Origin of the sequence: Siculibacillus lacustris, assembly GCF_004328075.1 — a bacterium.
Lineage (GTDB): Bacteria > Pseudomonadota > Alphaproteobacteria > Rhizobiales > Ancalomicrobiaceae > Siculibacillus > Siculibacillus lacustris.
The window spans coordinates 1-21,842 of sequence record NZ_SJFN01000037.1 but is presented as its reverse complement, the minus strand read 5'-3'; the positions used below and the strand labels follow the sequence as shown (position 1 = coordinate 21,842).

25 protein-coding genes are annotated in these 21,842 nt (G+C 71.6%); 6 read left to right on the top strand and 19 right to left on the bottom strand.

The window, feature by feature from the left end; all coding sequences use genetic code 11:
- Nucleotides 1-107 precede the first annotated feature (107 nt).
- The 5 genes from EYW49_RS19105 to ftsE all read right to left on the bottom strand — a co-directional run bounded on the left by EYW49_RS19105 (nt 108) and on the right by ftsE (nt 4,077).
- The gene (locus EYW49_RS19105) at nt 108-464 is read right to left on the bottom strand and encodes a hypothetical protein (RefSeq protein WP_131311232.1); all 357 of its coding nucleotides are present in this window, start codon (nt 462-464) and stop codon (nt 108-110) included.
- Between the two features lie 43 nt (nt 465-507).
- A complete protein-coding gene (locus EYW49_RS19100) occupies nt 508-1,320 on the bottom strand; it encodes a lysophospholipid acyltransferase family protein (RefSeq protein WP_131311231.1) in 813 nt (270 codons plus the stop codon).
- Nucleotides 1,321-1,356: 36 nt separating this feature from the next.
- Complete coding sequence (locus EYW49_RS19095; protein WP_131311230.1) at nt 1,357-2,091, bottom strand: YdcF family protein; 735 nt, start codon at nt 2,089-2,091, stop codon at nt 1,357-1,359.
- Nucleotides 2,092-2,155: 64 nt separating this feature from the next.
- Nucleotides 2,156-3,409 carry a cell division protein FtsX gene (locus tag EYW49_RS19090; RefSeq protein WP_131311229.1) on the bottom strand — a complete coding sequence of 418 codons (1,254 nt, stop codon included), beginning with the start codon at nt 3,407-3,409 and terminating at the stop codon, nt 2,156-2,158.
- Between the two features lie 8 nt (nt 3,410-3,417).
- Complete coding sequence (ftsE, locus tag EYW49_RS19085; protein ID WP_131311228.1) at nt 3,418-4,077, bottom strand: cell division ATP-binding protein FtsE; 660 nt, start codon at nt 4,075-4,077, stop codon at nt 3,418-3,420.
- 198 nt (nt 4,078-4,275) lie between these two features.
- Here ftsE and EYW49_RS19080 point away from each other — a divergent pair, with 198 nt between their 5' ends.
- Genes EYW49_RS19080 through EYW49_RS19070 form a run of 3 tightly spaced genes read left to right on the top strand, consistent with a single transcriptional unit; the run spans nt 4,276 to nt 6,240 of the window.
- Nucleotides 4,276-5,274 (top strand): zinc-ribbon domain-containing protein, encoded by a 999-nt coding sequence (locus EYW49_RS19080; RefSeq protein ID WP_131311227.1) that lies wholly within the window; start codon nt 4,276-4,278, stop codon nt 5,272-5,274.
- Nucleotides 5,271-5,846, top strand: coding sequence for a hypoxanthine phosphoribosyltransferase (gene hpt / locus EYW49_RS19075; protein WP_131311226.1), 576 nt, complete (start codon nt 5,271-5,273; stop codon nt 5,844-5,846). The genes EYW49_RS19080 and hpt overlap by 4 nt, the downstream gene beginning before the upstream one ends.
- A 4-nt stretch (nt 5,847-5,850) precedes the next feature.
- A complete protein-coding gene (locus EYW49_RS19070) occupies nt 5,851-6,240 on the top strand; it encodes a response regulator (RefSeq protein WP_131311225.1) in 390 nt (129 codons plus the stop codon).
- 12 nt (nt 6,241-6,252) lie between these two features.
- On the opposite strand, the gene EYW49_RS19065 is transcribed toward EYW49_RS19070, so the two are convergent.
- From EYW49_RS19065 to argH, 3 genes are all read right to left on the bottom strand, one after another.
- Complete coding sequence (locus EYW49_RS19065) at nt 6,253-8,736, bottom strand: TIGR02302 family protein (protein ID WP_131311224.1); 2,484 nt, start codon at nt 8,734-8,736, stop codon at nt 6,253-6,255.
- A 100-nt stretch (nt 8,737-8,836) separates the two neighbouring features.
- On the bottom strand, nt 8,837-9,064 hold the full coding sequence (locus EYW49_RS19060; protein ID WP_131311223.1) for a lipoprotein: 228 nt from the start codon (nt 9,062-9,064) through the stop codon (nt 8,837-8,839).
- A 65-nt stretch (nt 9,065-9,129) separates the two neighbouring features.
- Entirely contained in the window at nt 9,130-10,527 is a 1,398-nt protein-coding gene (gene argH, locus EYW49_RS19055) for an argininosuccinate lyase (RefSeq protein WP_131311222.1), read from the bottom strand.
- A gap of 50 nt (nt 10,528-10,577) precedes the next feature.
- On the opposite strand from argH, the gene tlpA reads away from it, so the two are divergent.
- Complete coding sequence (gene tlpA / locus EYW49_RS19050) at nt 10,578-11,255, top strand: thiol:disulfide interchange protein TlpA (RefSeq protein ID WP_131311221.1); 678 nt, start codon at nt 10,578-10,580, stop codon at nt 11,253-11,255.
- Nucleotides 11,256-11,280: 25 nt separating this feature from the next.
- On the opposite strand, the gene EYW49_RS19045 is transcribed toward tlpA, so the two are convergent.
- The 4 genes from EYW49_RS19045 to EYW49_RS19030 all read right to left on the bottom strand — a co-directional run bounded on the left by EYW49_RS19045 (nt 11,281) and on the right by EYW49_RS19030 (nt 13,877).
- The gene (locus tag EYW49_RS19045; protein WP_131311220.1) at nt 11,281-11,550 is read right to left on the bottom strand and encodes a hypothetical protein; all 270 of its coding nucleotides are present in this window, start codon (nt 11,548-11,550) and stop codon (nt 11,281-11,283) included.
- 140 nt (nt 11,551-11,690) lie between these two features.
- Nucleotides 11,691-12,326, bottom strand: coding sequence for an urease accessory protein UreG (gene ureG / locus EYW49_RS19040; protein ID WP_131311219.1), 636 nt, complete (start codon nt 12,324-12,326; stop codon nt 11,691-11,693).
- Complete coding sequence (locus tag EYW49_RS19035) at nt 12,323-13,057, bottom strand: urease accessory protein UreF (RefSeq protein WP_131311218.1); 735 nt, start codon at nt 13,055-13,057, stop codon at nt 12,323-12,325. The genes ureG and EYW49_RS19035 overlap by 4 nt, the downstream gene beginning before the upstream one ends.
- On the bottom strand, nt 13,050-13,877 hold the full coding sequence (locus tag EYW49_RS19030; RefSeq protein WP_131311217.1) for an urease accessory protein UreE: 828 nt from the start codon (nt 13,875-13,877) through the stop codon (nt 13,050-13,052). The genes EYW49_RS19035 and EYW49_RS19030 overlap by 8 nt, the downstream gene beginning before the upstream one ends.
- Nucleotides 13,878-14,102: 225 nt before the next feature.
- Between EYW49_RS19030 and EYW49_RS23630 the strand changes: the two genes are divergently transcribed.
- The gene (locus EYW49_RS23630; protein ID WP_131311216.1) at nt 14,103-15,827 is read left to right on the top strand and encodes a methyl-accepting chemotaxis protein; all 1,725 of its coding nucleotides are present in this window, start codon (nt 14,103-14,105) and stop codon (nt 15,825-15,827) included.
- 7 nt (nt 15,828-15,834) lie between these two features.
- Here EYW49_RS23630 and ureC read toward each other — a convergent pair whose 3' ends face one another.
- The 7 genes from ureC to EYW49_RS18990 form a co-directional block, all read right to left on the bottom strand.
- Nucleotides 15,835-17,547 (bottom strand): urease subunit alpha, encoded by a 1,713-nt coding sequence (gene ureC / locus EYW49_RS19020; protein ID WP_131311215.1) that lies wholly within the window; start codon nt 17,545-17,547, stop codon nt 15,835-15,837.
- Nucleotides 17,548-17,571: 24 nt separating this feature from the next.
- Entirely contained in the window at nt 17,572-17,967 is a 396-nt protein-coding gene (locus EYW49_RS19015) for a PIN domain-containing protein (RefSeq protein ID WP_131311214.1), read from the bottom strand.
- Nucleotides 17,964-18,236, bottom strand: a complete 273-nt coding sequence (locus tag EYW49_RS19010) for an AbrB/MazE/SpoVT family DNA-binding domain-containing protein (protein WP_131311213.1) — start codon at nt 18,234-18,236, stop codon at nt 17,964-17,966. Before EYW49_RS19010 ends, EYW49_RS19015 begins: the two co-directional genes overlap by 4 nt.
- Before the next feature lie 55 nt (nt 18,237-18,291).
- Nucleotides 18,292-18,597, bottom strand: coding sequence for an urease subunit beta (locus EYW49_RS19005; RefSeq protein ID WP_131311212.1), 306 nt, complete (start codon nt 18,595-18,597; stop codon nt 18,292-18,294).
- Nucleotides 18,598-18,615: 18 nt separating this feature from the next.
- Nucleotides 18,616-18,867 carry a DUF1272 domain-containing protein gene (locus tag EYW49_RS19000; RefSeq protein WP_131311211.1) on the bottom strand — a complete coding sequence of 84 codons (252 nt, stop codon included), beginning with the start codon at nt 18,865-18,867 and terminating at the stop codon, nt 18,616-18,618.
- 12 nt (nt 18,868-18,879) lie between these two features.
- Nucleotides 18,880-19,182, bottom strand: coding sequence for an urease subunit gamma (locus EYW49_RS18995; protein WP_131311210.1), 303 nt, complete (start codon nt 19,180-19,182; stop codon nt 18,880-18,882).
- Nucleotides 19,183-19,279: 97 nt separating this feature from the next.
- Entirely contained in the window at nt 19,280-20,137 is an 858-nt protein-coding gene (locus tag EYW49_RS18990; RefSeq protein ID WP_131311209.1) for an urease accessory protein UreD, read from the bottom strand.
- Between the two features lie 266 nt (nt 20,138-20,403).
- Between EYW49_RS18990 and EYW49_RS18985 the strand changes: the two genes are divergently transcribed.
- A partial coding sequence (locus EYW49_RS18985; RefSeq protein WP_165498334.1) for a D-alanyl-D-alanine carboxypeptidase family protein occupies nt 20,404-21,842 on the top strand: 1,439 nt, incomplete at its 3' end.

Below are 21,842 nucleotides of genomic sequence, written 5' to 3'. Positions count from 1 at the left end.
CTCGCCTCCGGCCGTCCGCGAATCGCCGGCCGAGCTTCGGCGACCGCTGCGGCCCTGTCGAGGCCGCCGGGACTCTGCCGCGTCGTCGCGGGTGCGTCGGGATGATGTCAGTCCGGGAGGAGCGAACCGCCGAAGAAGGCGGTCGCCCGGTCGAGATCGGCCAACACCGCCAGCCGGTCGGCGGCGGTCGGCGCCAGATAATGGGCGAAGATCTCGCAATCGCCGGCCCGCGTCGCCGGCGTCAGGTCCCGCGCCTCGGCGAAGGTCGCCGGCACCATCGATCCGCAGCGCACCGCCACCACCGCGTCGTCGAGGTCGCCCTGGGGCAGGTCGCGGCCTTCGATTCGGGTGAAGACGTAGCGCCGACCCGAGGCGCCGCGCCACGCCCGAAAGCGCCGCGCCAGACCGCCCGCCACCGGAAGACTGGTGTCGCCGTCGTCGAGTCTGGGTGCCCTGCCGCGCATCGTCGTCCTCGCGTCCCTGTCCACAGGAACATACATAGAACGTTTACGCGTCGTCCACAAGTCCCCGCGCGGCGGTCGTCGCGGCAGCGGTTCGCGCGAGGAAATCGCGCCCCTCGGGCGGCAAGGGCGGCGGATCGTCGGCCGCCAGCGCCTCGCGGATCAGCCGGTCGGAGCCGGTCTCGATCGCCGCGCACATCGCCGCGAAGGCCACCTTCATCGGCAGCCCGGGCGGGATCGCCGGCAGGAACTCCAGCACCAGAGTGCCGGGATGGCGCAGGAACTGATGCCGCCCCCAGAACAGACCGGCATTGAGCGCCACCGGCACCATCGGCACCCCGAGTTCGCGGTAGAGATGGGCGACGCCGTGCTTGTAGGCCGGCGGCGCTCCGGCCGGACGCCGCGTGCCTTCCGGATAGATGATGATCTGCCGACCCTTGGTGGCTTCCGCCTTGGCCCGCGCCGCCATCTCGGTCAGCGCCGCGCGGCCCGCGGTGCGGTCGACGGCGATCTGTTCGGCCATCTGCGCATAGCGCCCGAACAGCGGGATCCTCAGCAGTTCGCGCTTCAGGACGTAGGTCGGATCGCGGAACAGATCGAGCAGCGCCACCGTCTCGAAGGTCGACTGGTGCTTGGAGGCGATGATCGCCCCGGTCGTCGGCACGTTCTCGAGCCCGCGGATCTCCACTCTGACCCCGGCGATCGCCCCCAGCGACCAGCGATTGATCCGCGCCCACTGCTTGACGCAGGCCAGCGTCACCGCCTTCGACATCAGCAGGGTCGGCAACATGCCGATCAGCCAGGCGATGGTGTGGAGATAGAAGAAGGCATTGAAGGCCAGACTTCGGAGAATGAGCATGCGGTCGTCGTCCTCGCAGCGATCGCCGAGCCGACGTCAGCGCGTCGCTCCGCTCGCGGTCGCCTGGGCGACCATCGTCGGCTGGCCGTGGGGCGTCGCCAGACCGAACCTCGCGCCCATATACTTCAGGTACTCGTGCAAGAGAAGTTTGGTCGTCGCCGGATGCAGAAACCAGCGGTCGAGATGGAGATCGGGCCGCATCACCGGATAGGGCACCATGCGGATCCCCGGCGCGGCGCGTTCCAGTTCCACCAACGACCGCGGCATGTGGTAGGCGCTGGTCACCACCACCAGACTGGAAAAGCCGCGCGCCCGCGCCCACTCGGCGACTTCGCGGGCATTGCCGGCGGTGGATTCGGCGCGATGGCCGAGATCGACGCAGCAGCCGAACATCCGCCGGTCGGATTCCGTCGCCCGGGCGATGTCGTCGGCGGTGGTCATCGGGTGGACGCCGGAGATCAGCAGCCGCCGGCCACGGCCCGCCTCCAGGAGATCGACCGCCCCCTGGACCCGGTCGCGCCCGCCGGTCAGGGCGACGATCGCATCGGCGCGCACGTCCTCGGCCGGCTCGGATCCGGCCACCACCACCGCGAAGCGCACGAAGCCGGCCGCGAACAGCGCCGCCGCGACCGCCAGGGCCACCACCGCGCCGATCGCCACCGTCGCCACCGCCCGCAGGGGGCCGTGCCGCCGCTGCGGAGACCCGGACGTCCCGCCGGCGGCGCCCTTGTCGCGGTCGCCCGGGCGCGACCGTGCCGATCTGTCCTTCATCTGCGCAGTCTACCAGAATCCACGATCCGCGGGATCCACCGGGTGATTTCGAGCCCCATCGCGATCAATCCAGCCGGCCGAGATGACCGAGCACCGTCGCCCGCGAGGTGATCGCCGTCAGCGCCGCGACCACGGCGACCAACCCGATCACCGCGGCGTAGCCGGCGAGCCCGACCGAGAAGCCGCCGAACAGCGCCTGCGCCTGATCGGCGAGCCCATCGGCGCGACCGCTGCGGGTCGCGAAGTCGGCGATCAGAAAGGCCGCCGCCGCCGCCGAGCCGCCGATCGCCCCGCCGCGCAGGCCCAGCAGCAGGAAATGGCGTTGGAACTGCCGGGCGATGAAGCGATCCTCGGCACCGACGAAGTGCAGCACTTCGATCACCTCGCGATTGCCGGCCATTGCCGCCCGGGTCGCGAACACCACCGACAGCACCATCGCCGCCAGCATCAGTCCGACCACGCCGACCCCGACCACCACCATCGCCCCGGCCATGGTGCGCAGCCGCGCCGCCCACACCGCATGGTCGTCGACCGCTGCGCCGGCGACCTCGGCGGCGATCCGCAGCCGGAGCCCGGTGAGATCGGCGGTCGCCGGATCGGCGAGGTCGACCACCACCAGCCGCGGGATCGGCAGCGACGACAGGTCGAGCCCGCGCCCGAGCCAGGGTTCGAGCAGCGCCGCGCTCTCGCGTTCGTCGACCAGCCGCGCCGAGCGCACCCCGCGGGTCGCCCGGGCGATGTCGAGCGCCTTGGCCAGCCGCGGCTCGATCGCCTGCCCGTCGATCGGCTTGACCTGGATCGTCGCCTCGCGGCTGACGTCGAGTTGCCAGTCCTGGGCGGCGGCGACCACCAGGGTCAGCACGCCGACCGCCAGCGCGGCGAGGAAACACATGATCGCCACCACCGAGACCAGCGCCCGCCCGGCCACCGCCTGCGGCGGCACGATCGTCTTGCCCGGTGGCGGCCGCGCCGGCCCCTTCGGCTTCGGCGCCCGGCCGCCGGCGCGCGCGGCGCTCGGTCGTGCTGCGGCCGGCCGATGGCCGCCCGACGGTGCGCCGCCGCTCGCCGCGGCGTTCACGGCCGGCGCATCTCGCGGCAGGACCTCCGGCGCCGGCTCCGGCGAAGCGGGTGCGGCGACGGACACCGTGACCTCCGGCGCGGACGGGGCGATGGTCGGCTCGCGCCGTCCCGCGCCGTCGAGATCGCGGGCCGCCGTCGGGCGCCCCAGCGACGACGACAGCGACGCCCGCATCCGCCGCGGCCCGAAGGACGGCGGCGGATCGAGCGGCGGCGGTTCGAGGCGGTCGTCGGCGGTCATCGCTCCCCTCACTCGTAGATCTCGATCCGGCCGTCGGCCAGGACGATGCGACGGGCATCGACCTGATCCATCAGCGCGAGATCGTGGGTGGCGATGAGCACCGAGGTGCCCAGGCGATTGAGTTCGATGAACAGGCGCAGCAGCCGGCGGGCGAGCGGCGGATCGACGTTGCCGGTCGGTTCGTCGGCGAGCAGGATCTCCGGCTTGGTGATCAGCGCCCGGGCGATCGCCGCGCGCTGCTTCTCGCCGCCCGACAGGACCGGCGGCAGCACGTGCATGCGCTCGCCGAGCCCCACCCACTGCAAGAGATCGACCACGTCGGCGCGGTAGCCGGCTTCCGACTTGCCGAGCACCCGCAGCGGCAGCGCCACGTTCTCGTAGGTGGTGAGGTGGTCGAGCAGCCGGAAGTCCTGGAACACCACGCCGATTCGCCGCCGGAGCGACGGCAGGTCGCTGCGCCCGACCCGCGCCGTGTCGCGGCCGAACACCGAGATCAGCCCGCGCGTCGGCTTCAGCGACATGAACAGCAGCCGAATCAGACTGGTCTTGCCCGCCCCCGAAGGGCCGGTCAGAAACTGGAAGGAGCTCGGCGCGATCTCGAAGGTGAGGTCGCGCAGCACCTCCGGTCCCATGCCGTATCTGAGGCCGACATTCTCGAACTTGATCAAGCCTTTGTGCTTTCCGATCCGGCGTCCGCACCCGGCCTCTGGTCCGCGCCGCCGGCGATCTCGAGATCGGGGATGCGACGGACGTGATTCTCTGCGATTCTGCACCTTGTCGAGTTTAGGATGTGTTGACCATCGCCGTCATCGTCCGCCCCCGGGGCGTCGGTCCTCGCCCCGGGGGTTTACGTGCCGTTCAGACGGATGACCGATGGTGGTTCCCGCCCCGCCACCCGCGAAGTGATCATGCGCGCCCATTGCCCGACCTGCGACACCGGTTACACGATCCCCGACGACCGCATCGGTCCGAAGGGTCGCAAGGTCCGTTGCACCAAGTGCGGCGACGAATGGCGCGTGACCCTGGCCGAACCGGACGCGGCGGTGCCCACGCCCGAACCCGAACCCGACTTCGAGCGCCCGGCGCCGCGCGCCGGCGCCGCGCCGCCCGCCGAACCGGTCGCCCCGCCCTCGGCCGCCGCCCGCGTCGAGGTGGACGATCTCTTCGGAGAACCCGTCACCGCCGCGTCGCGGGATCCCGAACCGGCGCCCCCGGCACCCGCCGCAGCCCCACCCCTCGCGGCGGCCGCCGCATCGCCCGCGTTCGACGCCTTCGACGAACCCGACGAACCGACCGCCCCGGTCCATCCGGCCGAGCCGCCGCGCGTCAGGGTCAAATCGAAGTCGAAGACCTCGCGACTGCCGCGCCTGAAGCTGCCGTCCATCGCCTGGCCCGATCCGTCGCGCCTGTTCGCCCGGCTCTCGCCCTTCGTCGGGCCGCTGATCTTCGTCTCCGCCTGTCTGGTGATCGCCGGGCTGGTGACCTTCCGCGGCGCGATCGTCGCCGCCCGCCCCGATCTCGCCGGCCTCTATGCGACCCTCGGCCTCGAGGTCAATCTGCGCGGCCTCGCCTTCGACCGCATCTCGACCCTGCGCGAGATCGAGAACGGCCAGACCGTGCTGGTGGTCGAGGGCTCGGTCACCAACACCACCCGCGACACCCGCGACGTCCCCGCCCTGCGCTTCGCGCTGCGCGGCGGCGATTCGCAGGAACTCTACGCGTGGTCGGTCGAACCCAAGGCCACGGCGCTGGCCGCCGGCGACAGCATCCGTTTCCGCACCCGACTCGCCGCCCCGCCCGATCAGGCGACCGACGTGCAGGTCCGTTTCGTCGAACGACGCAATCTCCAGGCAGGACTTCCATGACCGCTCGACGAATCGACATTCTCTTCAGCGCCGAGGCGATCGCCGAGCGCAACCGAACGCTCGCCGCCGAGATCCGCGACGCCGGATTTCGCGACGACGTGCTGGTGGTGGCGGTCCTCAAGGGCGGATTCGTCTTCGCCGCCGATCTGATCCGCGCGCTGCACGGCGCCGGCATCTCGCCGGAAGTCGACTTCATGTCGCTGTCGAGCTATCGCGCCGGCACCGAATCGAGCGGCCACGTCACCGTGCTGCGCGATCTCGAGACCGACGTGGTCGGCCGCAACGTGCTGTTGGTCGACGACATCCTCGAGTCCGGCCGGACGCTGGCTTTCGCCCGGCAATTGATGATCGATCGCGGCGCCGCCCGGGTCGGCATCGCCGTGCTGCTCGACAAGCATGGCCGCCGCGCCGTGCCCTTCGAGGGCGATTTCGTCGGTTTCGTCTGTCCCGACCTGTTCGTGGTAGGCTACGGCATGGACATGGGTCACGCCTACCGCGAGTTGCCCTATATCGGCCATGTGGTCGCGGGCGACGACCGCGGTCCGGCCGCCCCGGGCCCCCAGGGAGAGTAACCCGATGGCGCGTATCCTCATCGCTGAAGACGACGATTCGGTTCGTGCCTTCGTGCGCCGGGCGCTCGAGCTCGACGGCCACACCATCGTCGCGGTCGAAGACGGGTCGATCGCCCTCGAGGTCCTGGGCGAAGACGAAGTGCCCTTCGATCTCCTGGTCTCCGACATCAAGATGCCGGTGATGGACGGCATCGCGTTGGCCCTCAACGTCGCCCGCGACCGCCCGAGCCTGCCGATCCTGCTGATGACCGGCTATGCCGACCAGCGCGAACGCGCCCACGGCCTCGACCAGATCGTCCGCGACGTGGTGCTGAAGCCCTTCACCCTCGCCGACATCCGCCGCGCCGTCGCCGCCGCCCTGGGGCTCGCCCCCGCCCCGCGTCTCGCCGGCTGAACGAGCCTTCGGTCAATCGAGTCTCTGCAGACGATCGAGATAGTCGTGCTCGATGCGCGGCCGCTCCGGCTCGGCCAGACGCCGCCGGATGTCGTCGAGGATCCGCCGGGCTCGCTCGACCTCGATCTCGCCGGGCACCTTGACCCCGCCGCGCCCCAGATCGGCGCCGTTGCGACGCCGTCCGGCCGGATCCTCGTCGCCGTATTCGTCGCCCTCGCCGGGTTCGCCGCGCCCGCCGGGCTTGGCCGCCTGACCGTCGAGCCGACGCGCTTCCGACCTCAGCGCCTCGATCGCCCGCGCCTGGGCGTCGAGCGCCTCCTCGGTCGCGCCCGATCCCAGGGCCTCGCCGGCTCGGTCCATCGCCTCGCCGGCGGCGTCGAGATCCTCGCTCGAGCCCTCACCACCGCCCGGCCCGGGCTCGCGCCCACGCCCCCCCTGACCGAGCCCGCGCAGCGCGTCGCGCAGGGCCTTCTGCTGGCCCTTCAGGGCGCCGGGATCGCCGCCGCGGCCGGCACGATGGGTCTCGTCCATCAGTTTCTGTTGGCGGCGGATCATGTCGCCGAGCGCCGCGGTGGGGTCGTCGCCGCCGCCTTCGCCCGGTTCGCCCGAACGCCCGGCCTTGAGCGCCGCCATCACGTCGCGCAACTCCGACAGCAGCTGTTCGGCGGCGTCGCGCGCGCCGGTGCGGGCGAGCGATTCGATCCGGTCGAGCATCTTCGCCAGATCGCGTTCGCCGATCCGCCGCCGCTCGCGACCGGGCGGCGCGCGGCGCTGCGGATCGCGGCGGGCTTCTTCGGCGAGCGCCGCCAGATGGCGAGCCATCGCGGCCCGTAATTCCTGGACCAGCCGGGCGATCTCCGCGTCCGGCGCGCCGGCCGCCAGCGCCGCGCGCAGGGCCTCTTCGGCGTCGCGCAACGCCTTCTCGGTGTCGGAGGCGAGGCCGGCGTCGATGGTCGTCGCCGCGGTCCACAGCAGATCGACGACCTCGCGCAGATCGTCGTCGCTACGCGCCGCCGCCGCCCGGCGCAGGGCGAAGCGCAGGCCGAGGTGCGTCGAGGCGGCGACCGCGAAACGGTCCGGCTGCAGAGTCAGGGCGCGCAGCGCCTGGACCACCACCGGCGCCGCCCCGGCGTCGAGCGCCAGGCGCCGCCGCAGTTCGATCAGGGCCCGGGCGAGCGGATCGGTGAAGCGGCGTTGCGGCAGCACCAGATCGAGCGGTTCGCTCGCCCCCTCCTGACCGATCGCGTCGTGCACCACCAGCTGCAGTTGCAGTTTCGCACCCGCAAAGGGATGGGCCGAGAGATCACGGAGGGTGCGCGCCCGCCCGACCTCGGCGCGGCCCGGCGGCAGCACCAGCGGGAAGCTCGGGGCCGCATAGAGCGGTCGCGCGGTCGATTCGGGCGGTCTGGCGAGCCGCGCCTCGGCGTCGCTGACCCCCCAGTCGTCGCCGACCTCGTAGGTCAGCCGCAGGGCCCCGGCCGGCGTCGCCTCCGGCACGCCGATCAGCCGCACCGTCGGCGGCCGGTCGGCGACCACGCTGATCGCGCGGCTCAGCCGCACCCGGCCGGCCACCGTCGCGGTCGCGATGCCGTCGCCGTCGAGGGTCAGACGGCGTTCGCGCACCCGCGCCGGCGCAACTCCCGCCGACGCCTCGGGCTCCGTCCCGCTCGCCGCGACCACCGTCCCGTCGGCGCGCCGCAGGGCGAGATCGAGCGTCGGCGGCGGCGATTCGCTCGTCCCGCTCGCCGCGCGGGCCACCAGCCGCGAGCCCGCCGGCACCACCACCGGGCCGGACTCCGGGCTCGGCGATCGGCCTTCGACCCCGAGGACGATCGGCGGTCGTCCGGTATGGGCTGGCGGATCGATCCACAGGTCGAGCCGATCCTCCGCCGTCGCGACCGCCGTCGGCCCACGCAGCGTCTCGGCGAGGCGGCTGCCGTGTTGGCCGTCGGCGGCAAACCACGCGACGAACAGCACGAGGCCGAGCGCCGGCCGCAGCGCCCACGTGTCCCGGCGTCCGAGATCGGGGTGCGGCACCCCGGCCGACAGGCGGCCGAGCCGCACCGCGAGCCGGGCCCGATGGGCCGCCCACAGCGCCGCGGTGCGGCCGTCGCCGTCGCTCGCCGGCCGGTCGACCCAGCCGGTCAATTCCCGTTCGTGGAGATCGGAAGATTGTTCGATGCGCCGCAGCGCCGCCGTCCGCGACCACGCCGCACGCTCGCGGGAGAGCGCCAGGGCGCCGTGGACCGTCGCCGCGACCCCGGCGAGGGCGAACAGCCCGACCCCGGCGAGGCGCCACCCGTCGGGCAGCGCCGCCCACAATCCGAGCCAGGCCGCCGCGACGAAGACGCCGGCGACCCCGCCGACGATCCACAGGCGCAGCCACAGATGTTCGAGGAAGGCGACGAGGCGGGCGCGGCCAATCACCCGCGCGATGCGACGCTCCGGCGTCGCCGACGCCGTCTGCCGTTCCTGGTGATGATCGCCGTCGGTCATCCTCGGCCGCGTCTCCCGCCCGCCGATCGCGGTTCACCGACTGTCCCACGCCGGCGCCGTCCCGGCAACGCACGAGCGCGTGCCCGGTTCAATCCGCGGCTCAGAGGATCGGATCGAGCACGAAGGGCCGCGACGGCGGCTTCGGCGCCGGCGCCACCGGGGTCGGCCCCATCGGAATGCCGATCGGCCGTACGCTCGCCGCCGGCGCCGCACCGACCACCGGCACCTCCGGATCGGCCTTGCGGCCGCAGCCGGCGACCGCCAGCAGCAGGACCCCGACGGCCACCGCCGCCGCCACGCGAGAAGACGAGTTCGACTTGCGATTCAAGGCAGGGCCCACCGGTTGCGGAACGACGGTCTGAATCATAGCGGAAATCGCGTGGCGCGCCCGCCTCACTCGGGGGATTTTTCCCGGGCGAGACGGCTCTGCCAGCGCTTGGCCTGGGCGCGGACGTTCTTCGGCGCGGTGCCGCCGTAGCTGACCCGGCTGGCCACCGACTTGGCCACCGACAGCACCGAGAACACCTCCTCGGTGATGCCGGCATGCACCGCCTGCATCTCGGCGAGCGGGACGCGATCGAGGGTGATGCCCTTGGCCGCGGCGATCGCCACGATCGATCCGGTCACGTGATGGGCGTCGCGGAACGGGATGCCGAGCCGCCGCACCAGCCAGTCGGCGAGGTCGGTGGCGGTCGAGAAGCCCGATCCGGCCGCCCGCTTCAGCACCGCGAGGTCGGGTTCGAGATCGCGCACCATGCCGGTGGTGGCGGCCAGCACCAGCGACAGGGACTCGAGACCGTCGAAGATCTGTTCCTTGTCCTCCTGCATGTCCTTCTGGTAGGTCAGCGGCAGGCCCTTCATCACCATCGTGAGCGCCAGCAGCGACCCGGCGATGCGCCCGGTCTTGGCCCGCACCAGCTCGGCGGCGTCGGGATTGCGCTTCTGCGGCATGATCGACGAGCCGGTGGTGAAGGCATCCGACAGGCGCACGAAGCGGAACTGCGCCGAGGTCCAGATCACGATCTCTTCGGCCAGCCGCGACAGATGCACCGCAGCGATCGACGCCGCCGCCAGGGCTTCCAGCGCATAGTCGCGATCGGCCACCGAATCCATCGAATTGGCGGTCGGCCGGTCGAAGCCCAGCGCCTTGGCGGTCATCTCGCGATCGATCGGGAAGGACGTGCCGGCCAGCGCCGCCGCTCCCAGCGGGCATTCGTTGAGCCGGGCGCGGGCGTCGCGGAAGCGGCCGCGGTCGCGCGCCAACATCTCGACATAAGCGAGGAGATGATGGCCGAAGGTCACCGGCTGCGCCGATTGCAGATGGGTGAAGCCGGGCATCACCGCGCCGGCGTGGGATCCCGCCTTGTCGGCGAGCGCCCGCATCAGATCGAGGAACTGGCCGTCGAGATGATCGATCGTGTCGCGCACCCACAGCTTGACGTCGAGCGCCACCTGATCGTTGCGCGAGCGGGCGGTGTGCAGCCGCCGCGCCGCCTGGCCGATCTTCTCGCCGAGCCGCGCCTCGATGTTCATGTGGATGTCTTCGAGCGAGCGTTCGAAGACGAAACGCCCCTCTTCGATGTCGGCGGCGATCTCGTCGAGCCCGGTGCGGATCGCCGCCTCGTCCTCGGCCGAGAGGATGCCGCGCGCCGCCAGCATCGCCGCATGGGCCTTGGACCCGGCGATGTCCTGGGCCCACAATTTGCGGTCGAAGCCGATGGAGGCGTTGATCTCCTCCATGATGGCGGCGGGGCCGGTGGCGAAACGTCCCCCCCACATGCGATTGGACATGATGACGATCCTCGACGACAGTGCCCGCGAATGACCCACGGAGTTTACCGGTGACCGAGCCCGAGCCCCTCACCGCTTCTCAGCCCGAGCCCGCCCCGCGCGACCGTCGCCGGCTCGCAGCCGTCGCCCTGGTCGCCGGCGTGATCCTCGGCGTCGGCGCGGTATACGCGGTCGGCGGGTTCGGAGGCAACGCGCAAGACGCCGGAAAATGCGCCCTCGACCGCGCCCTGGTCGATCGGCTGACGGCACGGTCGATCGGCGAGGTCGCCGCCTTCGCCCCGGCCGCCCCGTCGCACGCCCTCGGCGATCTCGCCTTCGCCGAGCCCGACGGCCGCCCGACCACGCTGGCCGCCCGGCGCGGTCGGGTCGTGCTGCTCAACCTGTGGGCCACCTGGTGCGTGCCCTGTCGCAAGGAGATGCCGGCCCTCGACCGGCTCCAGAGCGCCGTGGGATCGCCCGACTTCGAGGTGGTGGCGGTCAATCTCGATCAGCGCGATCCCGACAAGCCGCGCCGCTTCCGCGACGAGACCGGGATCCGGGCGCTCGCCGCCTACGCCGATCCGAGCCTCGGCATCTTCCGCGAGATGCAGAAGATCGGGCTCGCCCATGGTCTGCCGACCACCGTGCTGGTGTCGCGGGAGGGATGTGAACTGGGATCGATGGCCGGTCCCGCCGAATGGGACGGCGCCGACGCGCGGGCGCTGATCGGCGAGGCACTGAAGCGCTGATCCGTCGTCGATCGCGCCGAACCGGTCAGGCGAAGATGTTGACCGACGTGCCGTTGCCGAACAGGTCGGCGCCGCCGGTCGCGAACAGATCGGTTGGATCGGACGTGGACGTCGTCGCGGTGATCTGGGCCATGTTCGACATGCCGTCGCCGAGGATCGCCGCACCGGACAGGCCGATCGCCGCGGTCGCCTTGGCGGCACTGGGCGCGCCGGAGATGGCCCGACGGTTGATCAGGGTCTGCGGCGCCGCGTGATGGGCGGTACCGGACTTCGACTTCGAGATGGAACCGACCATGTCACCGCTCCTCGTCCCCTCCCGGAAGGGAGGTGGGGGCGGGGGCACTCGGCACTGTCGAACCCCGCGGGACGACCATGCCACCGCCAGGGTAAAGGAAGTCTTGCGACCCCGCGCGGCGGCGCCGAAATCGTCGCCGCTCAGTCGACGAGACCGCCGCGCCGCTCGACGAAGTCGATCACCGCCTGCGTTCCCTCGCCGGATTTCAGGTTGGTGAAGACGAAGGGCCGCGCCCCACGCATCCGCGCCGCGTCGCGGGCCATCACCTCGAGGCTCGCCCCGACCAGCGGCGCCAGATCGATCTTGTTGATCACCAGCAGGTCGGAGCGGGTGATGCCCGGCCCGCCCTTGGACGGGATCTTCTCGCCGGCCGCCACGTCGATCACATAGATCGTCAGGTCGGCGAGTTCCGGCGAGAAGGTCGCGGCGAGATTGTCGCCGCCCGATTCGATCAGGATCAGGTCGAGATCGGGGAAGGTCGCGCGCAGATCGGCGACCGCCGCCAGATTGATCGAGGCGTCCTCGCGGATCGCCGTGTGCGGACAGCCGCCGGTCTCGACCCCGACGATGCGATCGGCCGGCAGCGCCCCGGAGCGCACCAGATAGTCGGCGTCCCAGCGAGTGTAGATGTCGTTGGTGATCGCCGCCAGCTGGTGGCGCTCGCGCAGCGCCTTGCACAGCACGTCCATCAGCGCCGTCTTGCCCGAGCCGACCGGCCCGCCGACGCCGAGCCGCAGGGGACCGTTGGGAGACTTGGCGGAAGCGGCGGTGGTCATGAGCGGAACAGCCTCGTGTACTGGGTTTCGTGACGCATCGAGGCGATGTCGGCGAGAACTGCCGCACCGCCCAGGAGATCGAGATCACCGCCGGCGCCGGCCGCCGCCACCGCTCGCAGCGTCGGCCCGAGCGAACGCAGCACCCGGAGCCCGTCGCTCTGGCCGAGCGGCACCGCCCGCACCCCGGCCGAGATCACGCTCGCCGCAAAGCCCTGCAGGAAGGCCGGCAGCACCCGATCGAGCGCCAGACCGTGGGCGCCCGCCGCCGTGCCGACCGCCACCGCATGGGTCCAGGTCGGCGTCGCCGGCGCCATCCGCGCGGCGAGGCGGTCGAGGAGCTCCGCAAATCGCGGGGTCTGCCAGGTGTCGGCGATGGCGCGGACGAAGGCGGCGCCCTGGGCGGTGGCCTCGAGCCGGCGTTCGCGCGACGGCTGGGAGGCGGCGGCGAGTTCGACCACCTCCGCCAGGCGCTCGACGTCGTCGGCGACCGTGGCGCGATGGGCGGCGGCGAGCAGGATCGCGTCGTTGCGCCCCGCACCATGCACCAGCACGTCGCCGAGCCAGGCCGCGAGGCCCGCCGCGGTGGTCACCGCGCCGGCCTCGATCGCCCATTCCAGGCCGTGACTGTAGGAGAAGCCGCCGACCGGAAAGGCCGGCGACAGCCACACCTGCAGGGTCAGGAGATCGTCGACCCCGTCGTCGGTCGCCGCCGATCCGCCGGAATCAGTCATGCCCGGATCCGTGACGATGGGGCGCGCCGTGCTCGTGTCCATGGTCATGCCCATGGTCGTGATCGTGATCGTGATCGTGATCGTGGGAATGGCCGTGATCATGGTCGTGCGGGTCGGCATGGGCATGACCGTGGTCATGGCCGTGGACTTGGGCATGCCCGGGACCGTGCTCATGGTCGTGAGAATGATCGTGCCCGTGGTCGTGGCCATGGTCGTGATCATGGCCGTGATCGTGCCCATGATCGTGATCGTGGCCGCAGCCGGGGCCGTGGACGTGCGGCACCGCTTCGCGCTCCGCCCGCCGCTTGGCCCGTCGCGCCGCCGCCGCGGCGATCGCCGGATCCTCGGCGGCAGCAGGACCGTGATCGTGCCCCGTCGTGGCGCCGTGGCCATAGGCCCCGCCCTCGGGATCGAACGGCGCTTCGACGAAGGCGATCTCGGCGCCGCCGCGCTTCTTGACCATCTCGACCAGGACGTGGTCGTCGCGGATGCGCAGGGCGCCGGCGAGGATCTGGGTCGGCGTGTGGCGATTGCCGAGGTGCCAGGCCAGCCGCACGAAGGCGTCGGGGTCGGCGACCCGGAACTCGACCAGCCGCTCGGTCGCGGCGGCGATCGCCACCAGCCGCCCGTCCTCGAGCTCGAAGGCGTCGCCGTCGGCGAGCGCCGGGGTCTCGGCGAGATCGACCAGGAACTCCACACCGGCCTCGCCCATCACCACCCCGCGCCGCCGCCGGCGGTCGTCGAAGTCGAGGATCACCCGGTCGCGCACGACCTGGGCGGGATAGGAGCCGGCGGGAAGAACGCGGGTGGCACGGATCATCGATCGACCTCGAAAGCAGGGGACGCCGTCCGCGACCGACGGCCGCCCGTGGTGCGGTGGGTGCCGACATTCGCCCCGATCGCCGGCCAGGGCAAGCCCGCGCCGCGCCGCTCGGCGCCCGCGCCGCGCCGGGCGCGGGGTCGCGGCGGTCGGATGGGGCACCGTTAAGCTTTCGTTGACCAAATCATGTCCAGCTGTTCAGGAGCGTAGAACGCGGGGGCCGGCATGTTTCGTTCGATCAAACTGACCACTATAATTTTCGCATCCCTGCTTACGTTGAGTAATGTTGCGGCGCTCGGTTTCCTGATGACCTCGGCAAGCCACAACAAGACGCGGATCGACACGGTGTCGGCCAGCAACGAACTGCTGACCAAGCAGATCGCCCCGCTCGGAGGGCTGATCAAGGACATCCACATCGACGTGATCCAGGTTCAGCAGTTTCTCCAGGACTATTCGGCCACCCGCGGCGAGGACGGTCTCGGCGACGGCCTGGAAGAGGCCGGCAAGTCCGCCGCCAAGTTCCGCGTCGACGTCGCCGCCGCCACCGCCATCGCCGAGGCCATCCACCGCCGCGACCTCGCCGCCAAACTCGCCGAGGCCGCCTCCGCCTTCGGCCCCTATTTCGAGACCGGCCGCCGCATGGCCACCACCTATGCCGAGGGCGGCACCAAGGCCGGCAACGCCATGATGGCCGGCTTCGACGAACGCGCCGACGCCCTCCAGGGCCATGTCGCCGCTCTGCTGGAGATCCGCGACCACTTGCTCGCCGAAGCCTCGGCGACCGTGGCGCGCGAGCTCGACGACCTCGACGCCGGTTTCTCGGCGGCGACCTTCGCCTCCGCCGCCACCGCCGGCATCGTCGTGCTTGTGTCCTTCGCCTGGGCCTTGGTGGCGCTGCGCAACATCGTCCGGCCGATCACCGCCCTCGCCGCGGTGATGGAGGGGCTGGCCGCCGGCCGCCGCGGCCTCGCCGTGCCCTTCACGGGCGCCAGCGGCGAGATCGGCGCCATCGCCCGCGCCACCGACGTGTTCCGCGAGGCGATCGAACAGCGCGAGGCCTTGCAGCACGAACGCGCCGCCGAGGACGAGCGCAATCGCGCCGAGCGTCGCCGCGACCGTCAGACGCTGGCCGACGGCTTCGCCGCCACGATCACCACCGCCGTCGAATCCCTCGACGAAGCCGCCCTGCACATCGGCCGCGACGCCCGGGCGGTCGACACCATCGCCCGCACCGCCGCCACCCGGGCCGGCGAGGCCGCCGCCGCGGTCGGCCGCACCGACGGCAACGTCGCCGCCGTCGCCGCCGCCGCCGACACCCTGTCCGGGGCGATCGGCGAGGTCGAACGCCGCATGCAGCGCGCCGAGGAGATCTCGGGCGTCGCCGGCGCCCAGGCGGGGCGCACCCAGGAGATCGTCCGCGCCCTGTCGGCCAGCACCGCCCGTATCGGCGAGATCGTCGGCCTGATCAACGCCGTCGCCGCGCAGACCAATCTCCTGGCGCTCAACGCCACCATCGAAGCGGCCCGCGCCGGCGAGAGCGGTCGCGGCTTCGCGGTGGTCGCCTCGGAGGTCAAGGCGCTGGCGTCGCAGACCGCGCACGCCACCGAACAGATCGCCGCCCAGATCGGCTCGGTCCAGACCATCACCGGCAGCGCGGTGACGGCGATCGACGAGATCGGCCGCACCGTCGCCGAGATCACCGAGATCACCCGGGCGATCATGGCGGCGGTCGAGGAGCAGGGCGCCGCGACCCGCGAGATCTCCCGCTCGATCGGCGAGGCCAGCCGCGACACCCGCGGCGTCGTCGCCGACATCGCCGCGGTCGACGACAGCACCCACCGCACCACCGCTGCGGTGGTGTCGATGGTCGGCGCCTCCGATCGCCTGACCGCCGTCGCCGGCCGCCTGCGCGAGGACTCCGGCGCCTTCGTCGCCCGCATCCGGGCGTGAGGACCCCTCAGAACAGGAAGTACCGCTGCGCCATCGGCAGGACGTCGGCGGGTTCGCAGGTCAGCAGCTCGCCGTCGGCGCGCACCTCGTAGGTCTCGGGATCGACCTCGATCAACGGCGTCGCGTCGTTCAGCACCATGTCGGCCTTGCCGATCGTCCGGCAGTTCTCCACCGGCAGCACGACGCGGTCGAGGCCGAGCCGGTCGGCGATGCCGCCCTCGAAGGCCGCCTTCGACACGAAGGTGATCGACGACGCCGACAGCGCCTTGCCGAAGGCCCCGAACATCGGCCGGTAGTGGACCGGCTGCGGCGTCGGGATCGAGGCGTTGGGATCGCCCATCGGCGCCGCGGCGATCGTCCCGAGCTTCAGGACGAGGTCCGGCTTGACCCCGAAGAAGGCCGGCGACCACAGCACCAGATCGGCGAACTTGCCGACCTCGACCGAGCCGATGTGCTTCGACAGCCCATGGGCGATCGCCGGATTGATCGTCACCTTGGCGATGTAGCGGCGGACCCGCAGGTTGTCGTTGTCGCCGCTCTCGCCCGGCAGACGGCCGCGCTGGACCTTCATCTTGTGGGCGGTCTGCAGCGTGCGGATGATCACCTCGCCGACCCGGCCCATCGCCTGACTGTCCGACGAGATGATCGAGAAGGCGCCGATGTCGTGCAGGATGTCCTCCGCGGCGATCGTTTCGCGGCGGATGCGGCTCTCGGCGAAGGCCACGTCCTCGGGGATCGAGCCGTCGAGGTGATGGCAGACCATCAGCATGTCGAGATGTTCGTCGAGCGTGTTGCGGGTGTAGGGCCGGGTCGGATTGGTCGACGACGGGATGACGTTGGGCAGGCCGGCGATCCGGATGATGTCCGGGGCATGGCCGCCGCCGGCGCCTTCGGTGTGATAGGCGTGGATCGTCCGCCCCCCGAAGGCGGCGATGGTGTCTTCGACGAAGCCCGATTCGTTGAGCGTGTCGGTGTGGATCGCCACCTGGACGTCGTACTGGTCGGCGACGTCGAGGCAGTTGCGGATCGCCTGCGGTGTCGTCCCCCAGTCTTCGTGCAGCTTGAGCCCGGCCGCCCCGCCGAGCACCTGCTCGACCAGCGCGCCGGGCAGCGCCGCGTTGCCCTTGCCGGTGAAGGCGAGGTTCATCGGGAAGGCTTCCGCCGCCTGCAACATCCGGGCGAGATGCCAGGCGCCGGGGGTGCAGGTGGTCGCCGCGGTGCCGGTCGCCGGTCCCGTGCCGCCGCCGAGCATGGTCGTGACCCCCGACATCAGCGCGTCGTCGATCTGCTGCGGACAGATGAAATGGATGTGGGTGTCGAGCGCCCCGGCGGTGAGGATCTTGCCCTCGCCGGCGATCGCCTCGGTGCCCGGTCCGATGATGATGGTGACGCCCGGCTGGACGTCCGGGTTGCCGGCCTTGCCGATGCCGACGATGCGCCCGTCCTTGAGGCCGACGTCGGCCTTCACGATGCCGAGCTTGGCGTCGATGATCAGGGCGTTGGTGATCACCGTGTCGACCGCCCCTTGCGCCCGGGTGGTCTGGGCCTGCCCCATGCCGTCGCGGATCACCTTGCCGCCGCCGAACTTCACCTCCTCGCCGTAGATGGTGAAGTCCTTCTCCACCTCGACGATCAGATCGGTGTCGGCGAGCCGGACCTTGTCGCCGGTGGTCGGCCCGAACATGTCGGCATAGGCGGCGCGGCTGATCTTGGTGGACATCGAACCCTCATCGACCTCGGGACTTCAGGGAACCGGCGAAAAGGCCGGCAGCAGCAGAGCATCTTCGTCGTAGGTCAGCGTGGTGGTGGCCCCCGCCTCCCTGTCGAGTTCGGCGATCAGGCAATCGGCGAAGTCGCATTTCGCCGTGCGCCAGATCGCCAGCGCCCGCACCACCAGCGATTCCTGCTGGAGGGACAGGCCGTCGGTGGCGAGCAGGTCCTCGATGAAGCCGATCACCTCCGGCTTCGGCCGCCGGAGCTGCTTGGTCAGCACCCACACGGCTTCGACCAGAACCACCAGATTGACCACCACGCCGCCCGCCCAGGCGCCCGCCTCGATATGCGCCACCAGACGCGCGAATTGCACCTCGTCGTCGCGGATCAACAGGCGCAGCAGGACGTTGGTGTCGATCCCGATCATCGGCGCGACCGCGCCTCCTTCTCGCCGACCGCCACGGTGATCGCCGCGTCGATGTCGTCCTGGGTCAAGGGTCGTCCGAGCTCGCGACCGACGTGGGCCATCGATCCCGCCAGCTCGAGCAACGACTTGCTCTTGCGCAGTCGCACCTCGCCGGCGTCGTCGACCGCCAGGGTCAGCTTCGTCCCCGTTTCGATTCCGAGCTTCTGGCGCAGTTCGGCGGGCAGCGTCACCTGCCCCTTCGACGACACCGTCAGAATGAAGTGGTTCATGGCATCTCCTTACCGAACCCGAAGGCTCCTTACGATACCACGAAAGGTAAGGCGATCACAGCGCCCCCTCGACCTCGCCGCGGAAGCCGTGGACGACCCTGAGGCCGCGGAACGGCACCAGCCGCACCGCGCGGGTCTGCCCCGGCTCGAAGCGCACCGCGGTGCCGGCCGGGATGTCGAGGCGCTGGCCGCGCGCCGCCACCCGATCGAAGGCGAGGCCGGGATTGGTCTCGGCGAAGTGATAATGGCTGCCGACCTGGATCGGCCGATCGCCGGTATTGGCGACCTCGAGCTCGGTGACGGCGAGGCCGGCGTTCAGTTCGATGTCGCCGTCGGCGGCGAAGACTTCCCCGGGGATCATCGCTTCCTCCAGATGGGTTCAGGCGGCGCTGCGCGGCGCGCAGCCCTCGGCCTTGACGACGCGCACCGTCGACGGCGGATTCTTGGCGAGTTTGCCCGCCGGCCGCACCGGACGACGCACCAGCTCGCCGCCGCAGTTGGGGCAGACACCTTTCAGCGTGTCGGTGGCGCAGGCCTCGCAATAGGTGCATTCGAACGAGCAGATGAAGGCCCGCGCGCTCGGGGCCAGATCGACGTCGCAGCATTCGCAGTTGGGCCGCAGCTCGAGCACGACGTGCCTCCTTCACCTTATCGGATGATGCACGGTCACGAGCTTGGTGCCGTCGGGAAAGGTCGCCTCGACCTGGATGTCGTAGATCATCTCCGAGATCCCCTCCATCACCTGATCGCGGGTGATCACATGGGCCCCCGCCTCCATCAGGTCGGCGACGGTGCGGCCGTCGCGGGCCCCTTCGACGACGAAATCGGTGATCAGCGCGATCGCTTCCGGGTGGTTGAGCTTGACCCCGCGCTCCAGTCGACGGCGGGCGACGATCGCCGCCATGGCGATCAGCAACTTGTCTTTTTCACGCGGCGTGAGGTTCATCGCGGTCTGTCCCCGAGAGATCCGATCGACCGGTCGGCCGATGCGGCGACGTCGGTATCGGATACGATCCGCCGCAGTCTGTCGAGAAGATCCGCCGTCAGCAAGACCAGACACGCGGCATTTCTGCCTGCCGAATATGCACGACGGTGCGAATCAGCGCGTCACGCAACACCCGCGCCGACGGATCGGCCATCCGCACCAGCAGGAGCCCGTCGAAGGCGCTGGCGCCGGCGCCGCAGGTCTCGGTCTCGAGCACTTCGCGCACCCCGTCGAGCCGCGCCTCGGCGTCGGGCGCGACCATCACGATGGTCGCGAAGGCCCGCGCCCCCGCGCCGGTCGCCGTCCCCGCCAGGATGTCGCGCGCCGCCCCTTCGACCCGAAACGTGTCGGCCCACACCAGCCGCCCGGCGCGACGCAGCCGCCAGCGGTCGACGAGCCGGCAGGCCGTCACCTCCTCGCCCATCGCGCTGCGCCCGAACACCGTCGATTCGACCGCGAGCAGCCGCGCGTCGGCGGCCACGTCGACCTCCAGCCGGCGGGTCAGCGCCGCACCCTCGAACAGAATGGTCTCCTGGGGCAACCACTCGGCTTCGGCGCCGGCGGCCACGGTGATGCGGTTGTCGATCTCGCCGGCCAGCGATCCGTCGGTCTTGGAGGAGCGATAGACCCGCTCGGCCGCCTGGCTGGTCACCACCGCCCGGGTGCCGGGCCCGAAATCGGCGCTCCAGGCGAGCCGGTCGCCGCCGGCGATGCCGCCGCCGGTGTTGATGAACACCGCGGTCGGTGGCACGCCGCCGTGGCTCTTGGGCAGCCGGATCTTGGCCTGGCCCTCCTGGTAGAGCCGATCGAGCCGCGTCACGCCGTCGGTTTGCGCGAAGCCGATCTCGGCGCGACCGCGCGCCCGCTCCAGGACGAGCGGGACGGAAGCGAAGGGCGGGGCGTCGACGGGCGTCATGGCGGGATCTCCGCCGTCATCGCTACACGGTCGCGCCGCGCCGTGCCAAGCCCCCGCCGCGATGTCGACTCATTCTCGAGCAAGGTCGGGCTCGAGCAAGGTCGGGCGCGGACGAAGTCCGCCGCGAAGCCGGGCCGAGCCCGCGCGCACCCCCTTGCGCCGCCGAAGCCGGACTTGGCCTCGCCCCCCGAAATGGGGTATCGAATGACGTCGTCGTCGCGCTGCACCGAAGCCCGACGACCGATCCATCGGAGACAAGCCGGACAGTGACCTCGCAAGCTCCGACCCTGCCGGCCACGCTCGCCGCCCCTTCCGCGGCCCGGACGCCGCGACGCCTCACGGCGCTGGTCGTCCTCGCCGCGCTCCTGCCCTGGATCTCGGCCGTGCCCGCCGCCGCGGCCCCCGCCGCCGGCGCCTATCTGGTGTTCGACGCCCGCACCGGCGAAGTCGTCGCCAACCGCAACGCCGACCAGCGCTGGTATCCGGCCTCGATCACCAAGCTGATGACCGCCTGGGTGACGCTCGAGGCGATCCGTGCCGGGCGTCTCAGCCTGTCGTCGCCGGTGACCATGAGCGCGCGGGCCGCCCGCGAGCCGCCGAGCAAGATGGGTTTCGCCCCCGGGCAGGTGGTGACCGTCGACAACGCCCTGAAGATCATCATGGTGAAGTCGGCCAACGACGTCGCCTGGGCGCTGGGCGAGACGGTCGGCGGCTCCAAGGAGGCCTTCGTCGAGAGGATGAACGCCGAGGCCGCCCGCCTCGGCATGACCCGCACCCATTGGGGCAATCCCAACGGCCTGCCCGATCCGACCCAGGTCACCACCGCCCGCGATCTCGGCCTGTTGGCGCGCGCCCTGTTGCGCAAATACCCCGAAGCCGACGAACTCTGGCATCTGCCGGGCATCCAGTACGGCAACGAAGTCATCCGCAATCACAATCATCTGATCGACCACTACCCCGGCAGCGACGGCATGAAGACCGGCTTCATCTGTTCCTCGGGCTTCAACGTGGTCGCCACGGCGAGCCGCGGCTCGCGGCGGTTGGTGGCGGTGGTGCTCGGCTCGCGCTCCGCCCGCCAACGTGCCGAGCTCGCCGCCGAACTGTTCACCCGTGGCTTCGACCACAGCGGCGGCGGCGGATTGTTCGCCGCCTTTTCGGCACCGGCGACCCTCGATCAGCTGCCCCTCGGCCCCGAGGCGAGCAACCCGGTGCGCGACGTCAAGCAGGAGATCTGCGGCCGCAAGCGCGGCGAGGCGCCCGACGTCGAGGATCTCGGCGACGAGCCCGGCACCGTGCCGGAGGCCCGCAGCGCCGGCCGTGTCGTCCCGCCCGGGGCCGCGCAAGCCGGGGAACGCCGGGTCTCCTGGCTGTCGCCGCGCTTCGACATCGGTCCGCCGGTGCGCATCTGGCTCGGCGGCGTCGAAGCCGCGCCGCCCGATGCCGGCGGCATGTTGGCGCTGGGTCCCGACGCCGCCCCGGCGCCGGCGGTGGTCCCGCCCTTGCCGGCCGGCACCCTGCGCGCCCCCGCCCCCGGCGCGGTCGGCCATCCGCAGAATTTCGCGCTGTTCCGCAGCGATGCCGACGGCGGCGCCCGCGCGATGCCGCCGACCGGTCCGGGCGCCGGGGCCGGCGTCGCCGCCTCCCTGCCCCCCGCCGACGGCGCCCCGATGATCATCGGCGTGCCCGCCGCCGCCGGCATGCCCCC

Excerpts from the sequence above, each read along its gene's own strand:
- EYW49_RS19105 (WP_131311232.1), bottom strand. The coding sequence starts at position 464 with ATGCGCGGCAGGGCACCCAGACTCGACGACGGCGACACCAGTCTTCCG.
- EYW49_RS19100 (WP_131311231.1), bottom strand. The coding sequence starts at position 1,320 with ATGCTCATTCTCCGAAGTCTGGCCTTCAATGCCTTCTTCTATCTCCAC.
- EYW49_RS19095 (WP_131311230.1), bottom strand. The coding sequence starts at position 2,091 with ATGAAGGACAGATCGGCACGGTCGCGCCCGGGCGACCGCGACAAGGGC.
- EYW49_RS19090 (WP_131311229.1), bottom strand. The coding sequence starts at position 3,409 with ATGACCGCCGACGACCGCCTCGAACCGCCGCCGCTCGATCCGCCGCCG.
- EYW49_RS19080 (WP_131311227.1), top strand. The coding sequence starts at position 4,276 with ATGACCGATGGTGGTTCCCGCCCCGCCACCCGCGAAGTGATCATGCGC.
- hpt (WP_131311226.1), top strand. The coding sequence starts at position 5,271 with ATGACCGCTCGACGAATCGACATTCTCTTCAGCGCCGAGGCGATCGCC.
- EYW49_RS19070 (WP_131311225.1), top strand. The coding sequence starts at position 5,851 with ATGGCGCGTATCCTCATCGCTGAAGACGACGATTCGGTTCGTGCCTTC.
- EYW49_RS19065 (WP_131311224.1), bottom strand. The coding sequence starts at position 8,736 with ATGACCGACGGCGATCATCACCAGGAACGGCAGACGGCGTCGGCGACG.
- argH (WP_131311222.1), bottom strand. The coding sequence starts at position 10,527 with ATGTCCAATCGCATGTGGGGGGGACGTTTCGCCACCGGCCCCGCCGCC.
- EYW49_RS19045 (WP_131311220.1), bottom strand. The coding sequence starts at position 11,550 with ATGGTCGGTTCCATCTCGAAGTCGAAGTCCGGTACCGCCCATCACGCG.
- ureG (WP_131311219.1), bottom strand. The coding sequence starts at position 12,326 with ATGACCACCGCCGCTTCCGCCAAGTCTCCCAACGGTCCCCTGCGGCTC.
- EYW49_RS19035 (WP_131311218.1), bottom strand. The coding sequence starts at position 13,057 with ATGACTGATTCCGGCGGATCGGCGGCGACCGACGACGGGGTCGACGAT.
- EYW49_RS19030 (WP_131311217.1), bottom strand. The coding sequence starts at position 13,877 with ATGATCCGTGCCACCCGCGTTCTTCCCGCCGGCTCCTATCCCGCCCAG.
- EYW49_RS23630 (WP_131311216.1), top strand. The coding sequence starts at position 14,103 with ATGTTTCGTTCGATCAAACTGACCACTATAATTTTCGCATCCCTGCTT.
- ureC (WP_131311215.1), bottom strand. The coding sequence starts at position 17,547 with ATGTCCACCAAGATCAGCCGCGCCGCCTATGCCGACATGTTCGGGCCG.
- EYW49_RS19015 (WP_131311214.1), bottom strand. The coding sequence starts at position 17,967 with ATGATCGGGATCGACACCAACGTCCTGCTGCGCCTGTTGATCCGCGAC.
- EYW49_RS19010 (WP_131311213.1), bottom strand. The coding sequence starts at position 18,236 with ATGAACCACTTCATTCTGACGGTGTCGTCGAAGGGGCAGGTGACGCTG.
- EYW49_RS19005 (WP_131311212.1), bottom strand. The coding sequence starts at position 18,597 with ATGATCCCCGGGGAAGTCTTCGCCGCCGACGGCGACATCGAACTGAAC.
- EYW49_RS18995 (WP_131311210.1), bottom strand. The coding sequence starts at position 19,182 with ATGAACCTCACGCCGCGTGAAAAAGACAAGTTGCTGATCGCCATGGCG.
- EYW49_RS18990 (WP_131311209.1), bottom strand. The coding sequence starts at position 20,137 with ATGACGCCCGTCGACGCCCCGCCCTTCGCTTCCGTCCCGCTCGTCCTG.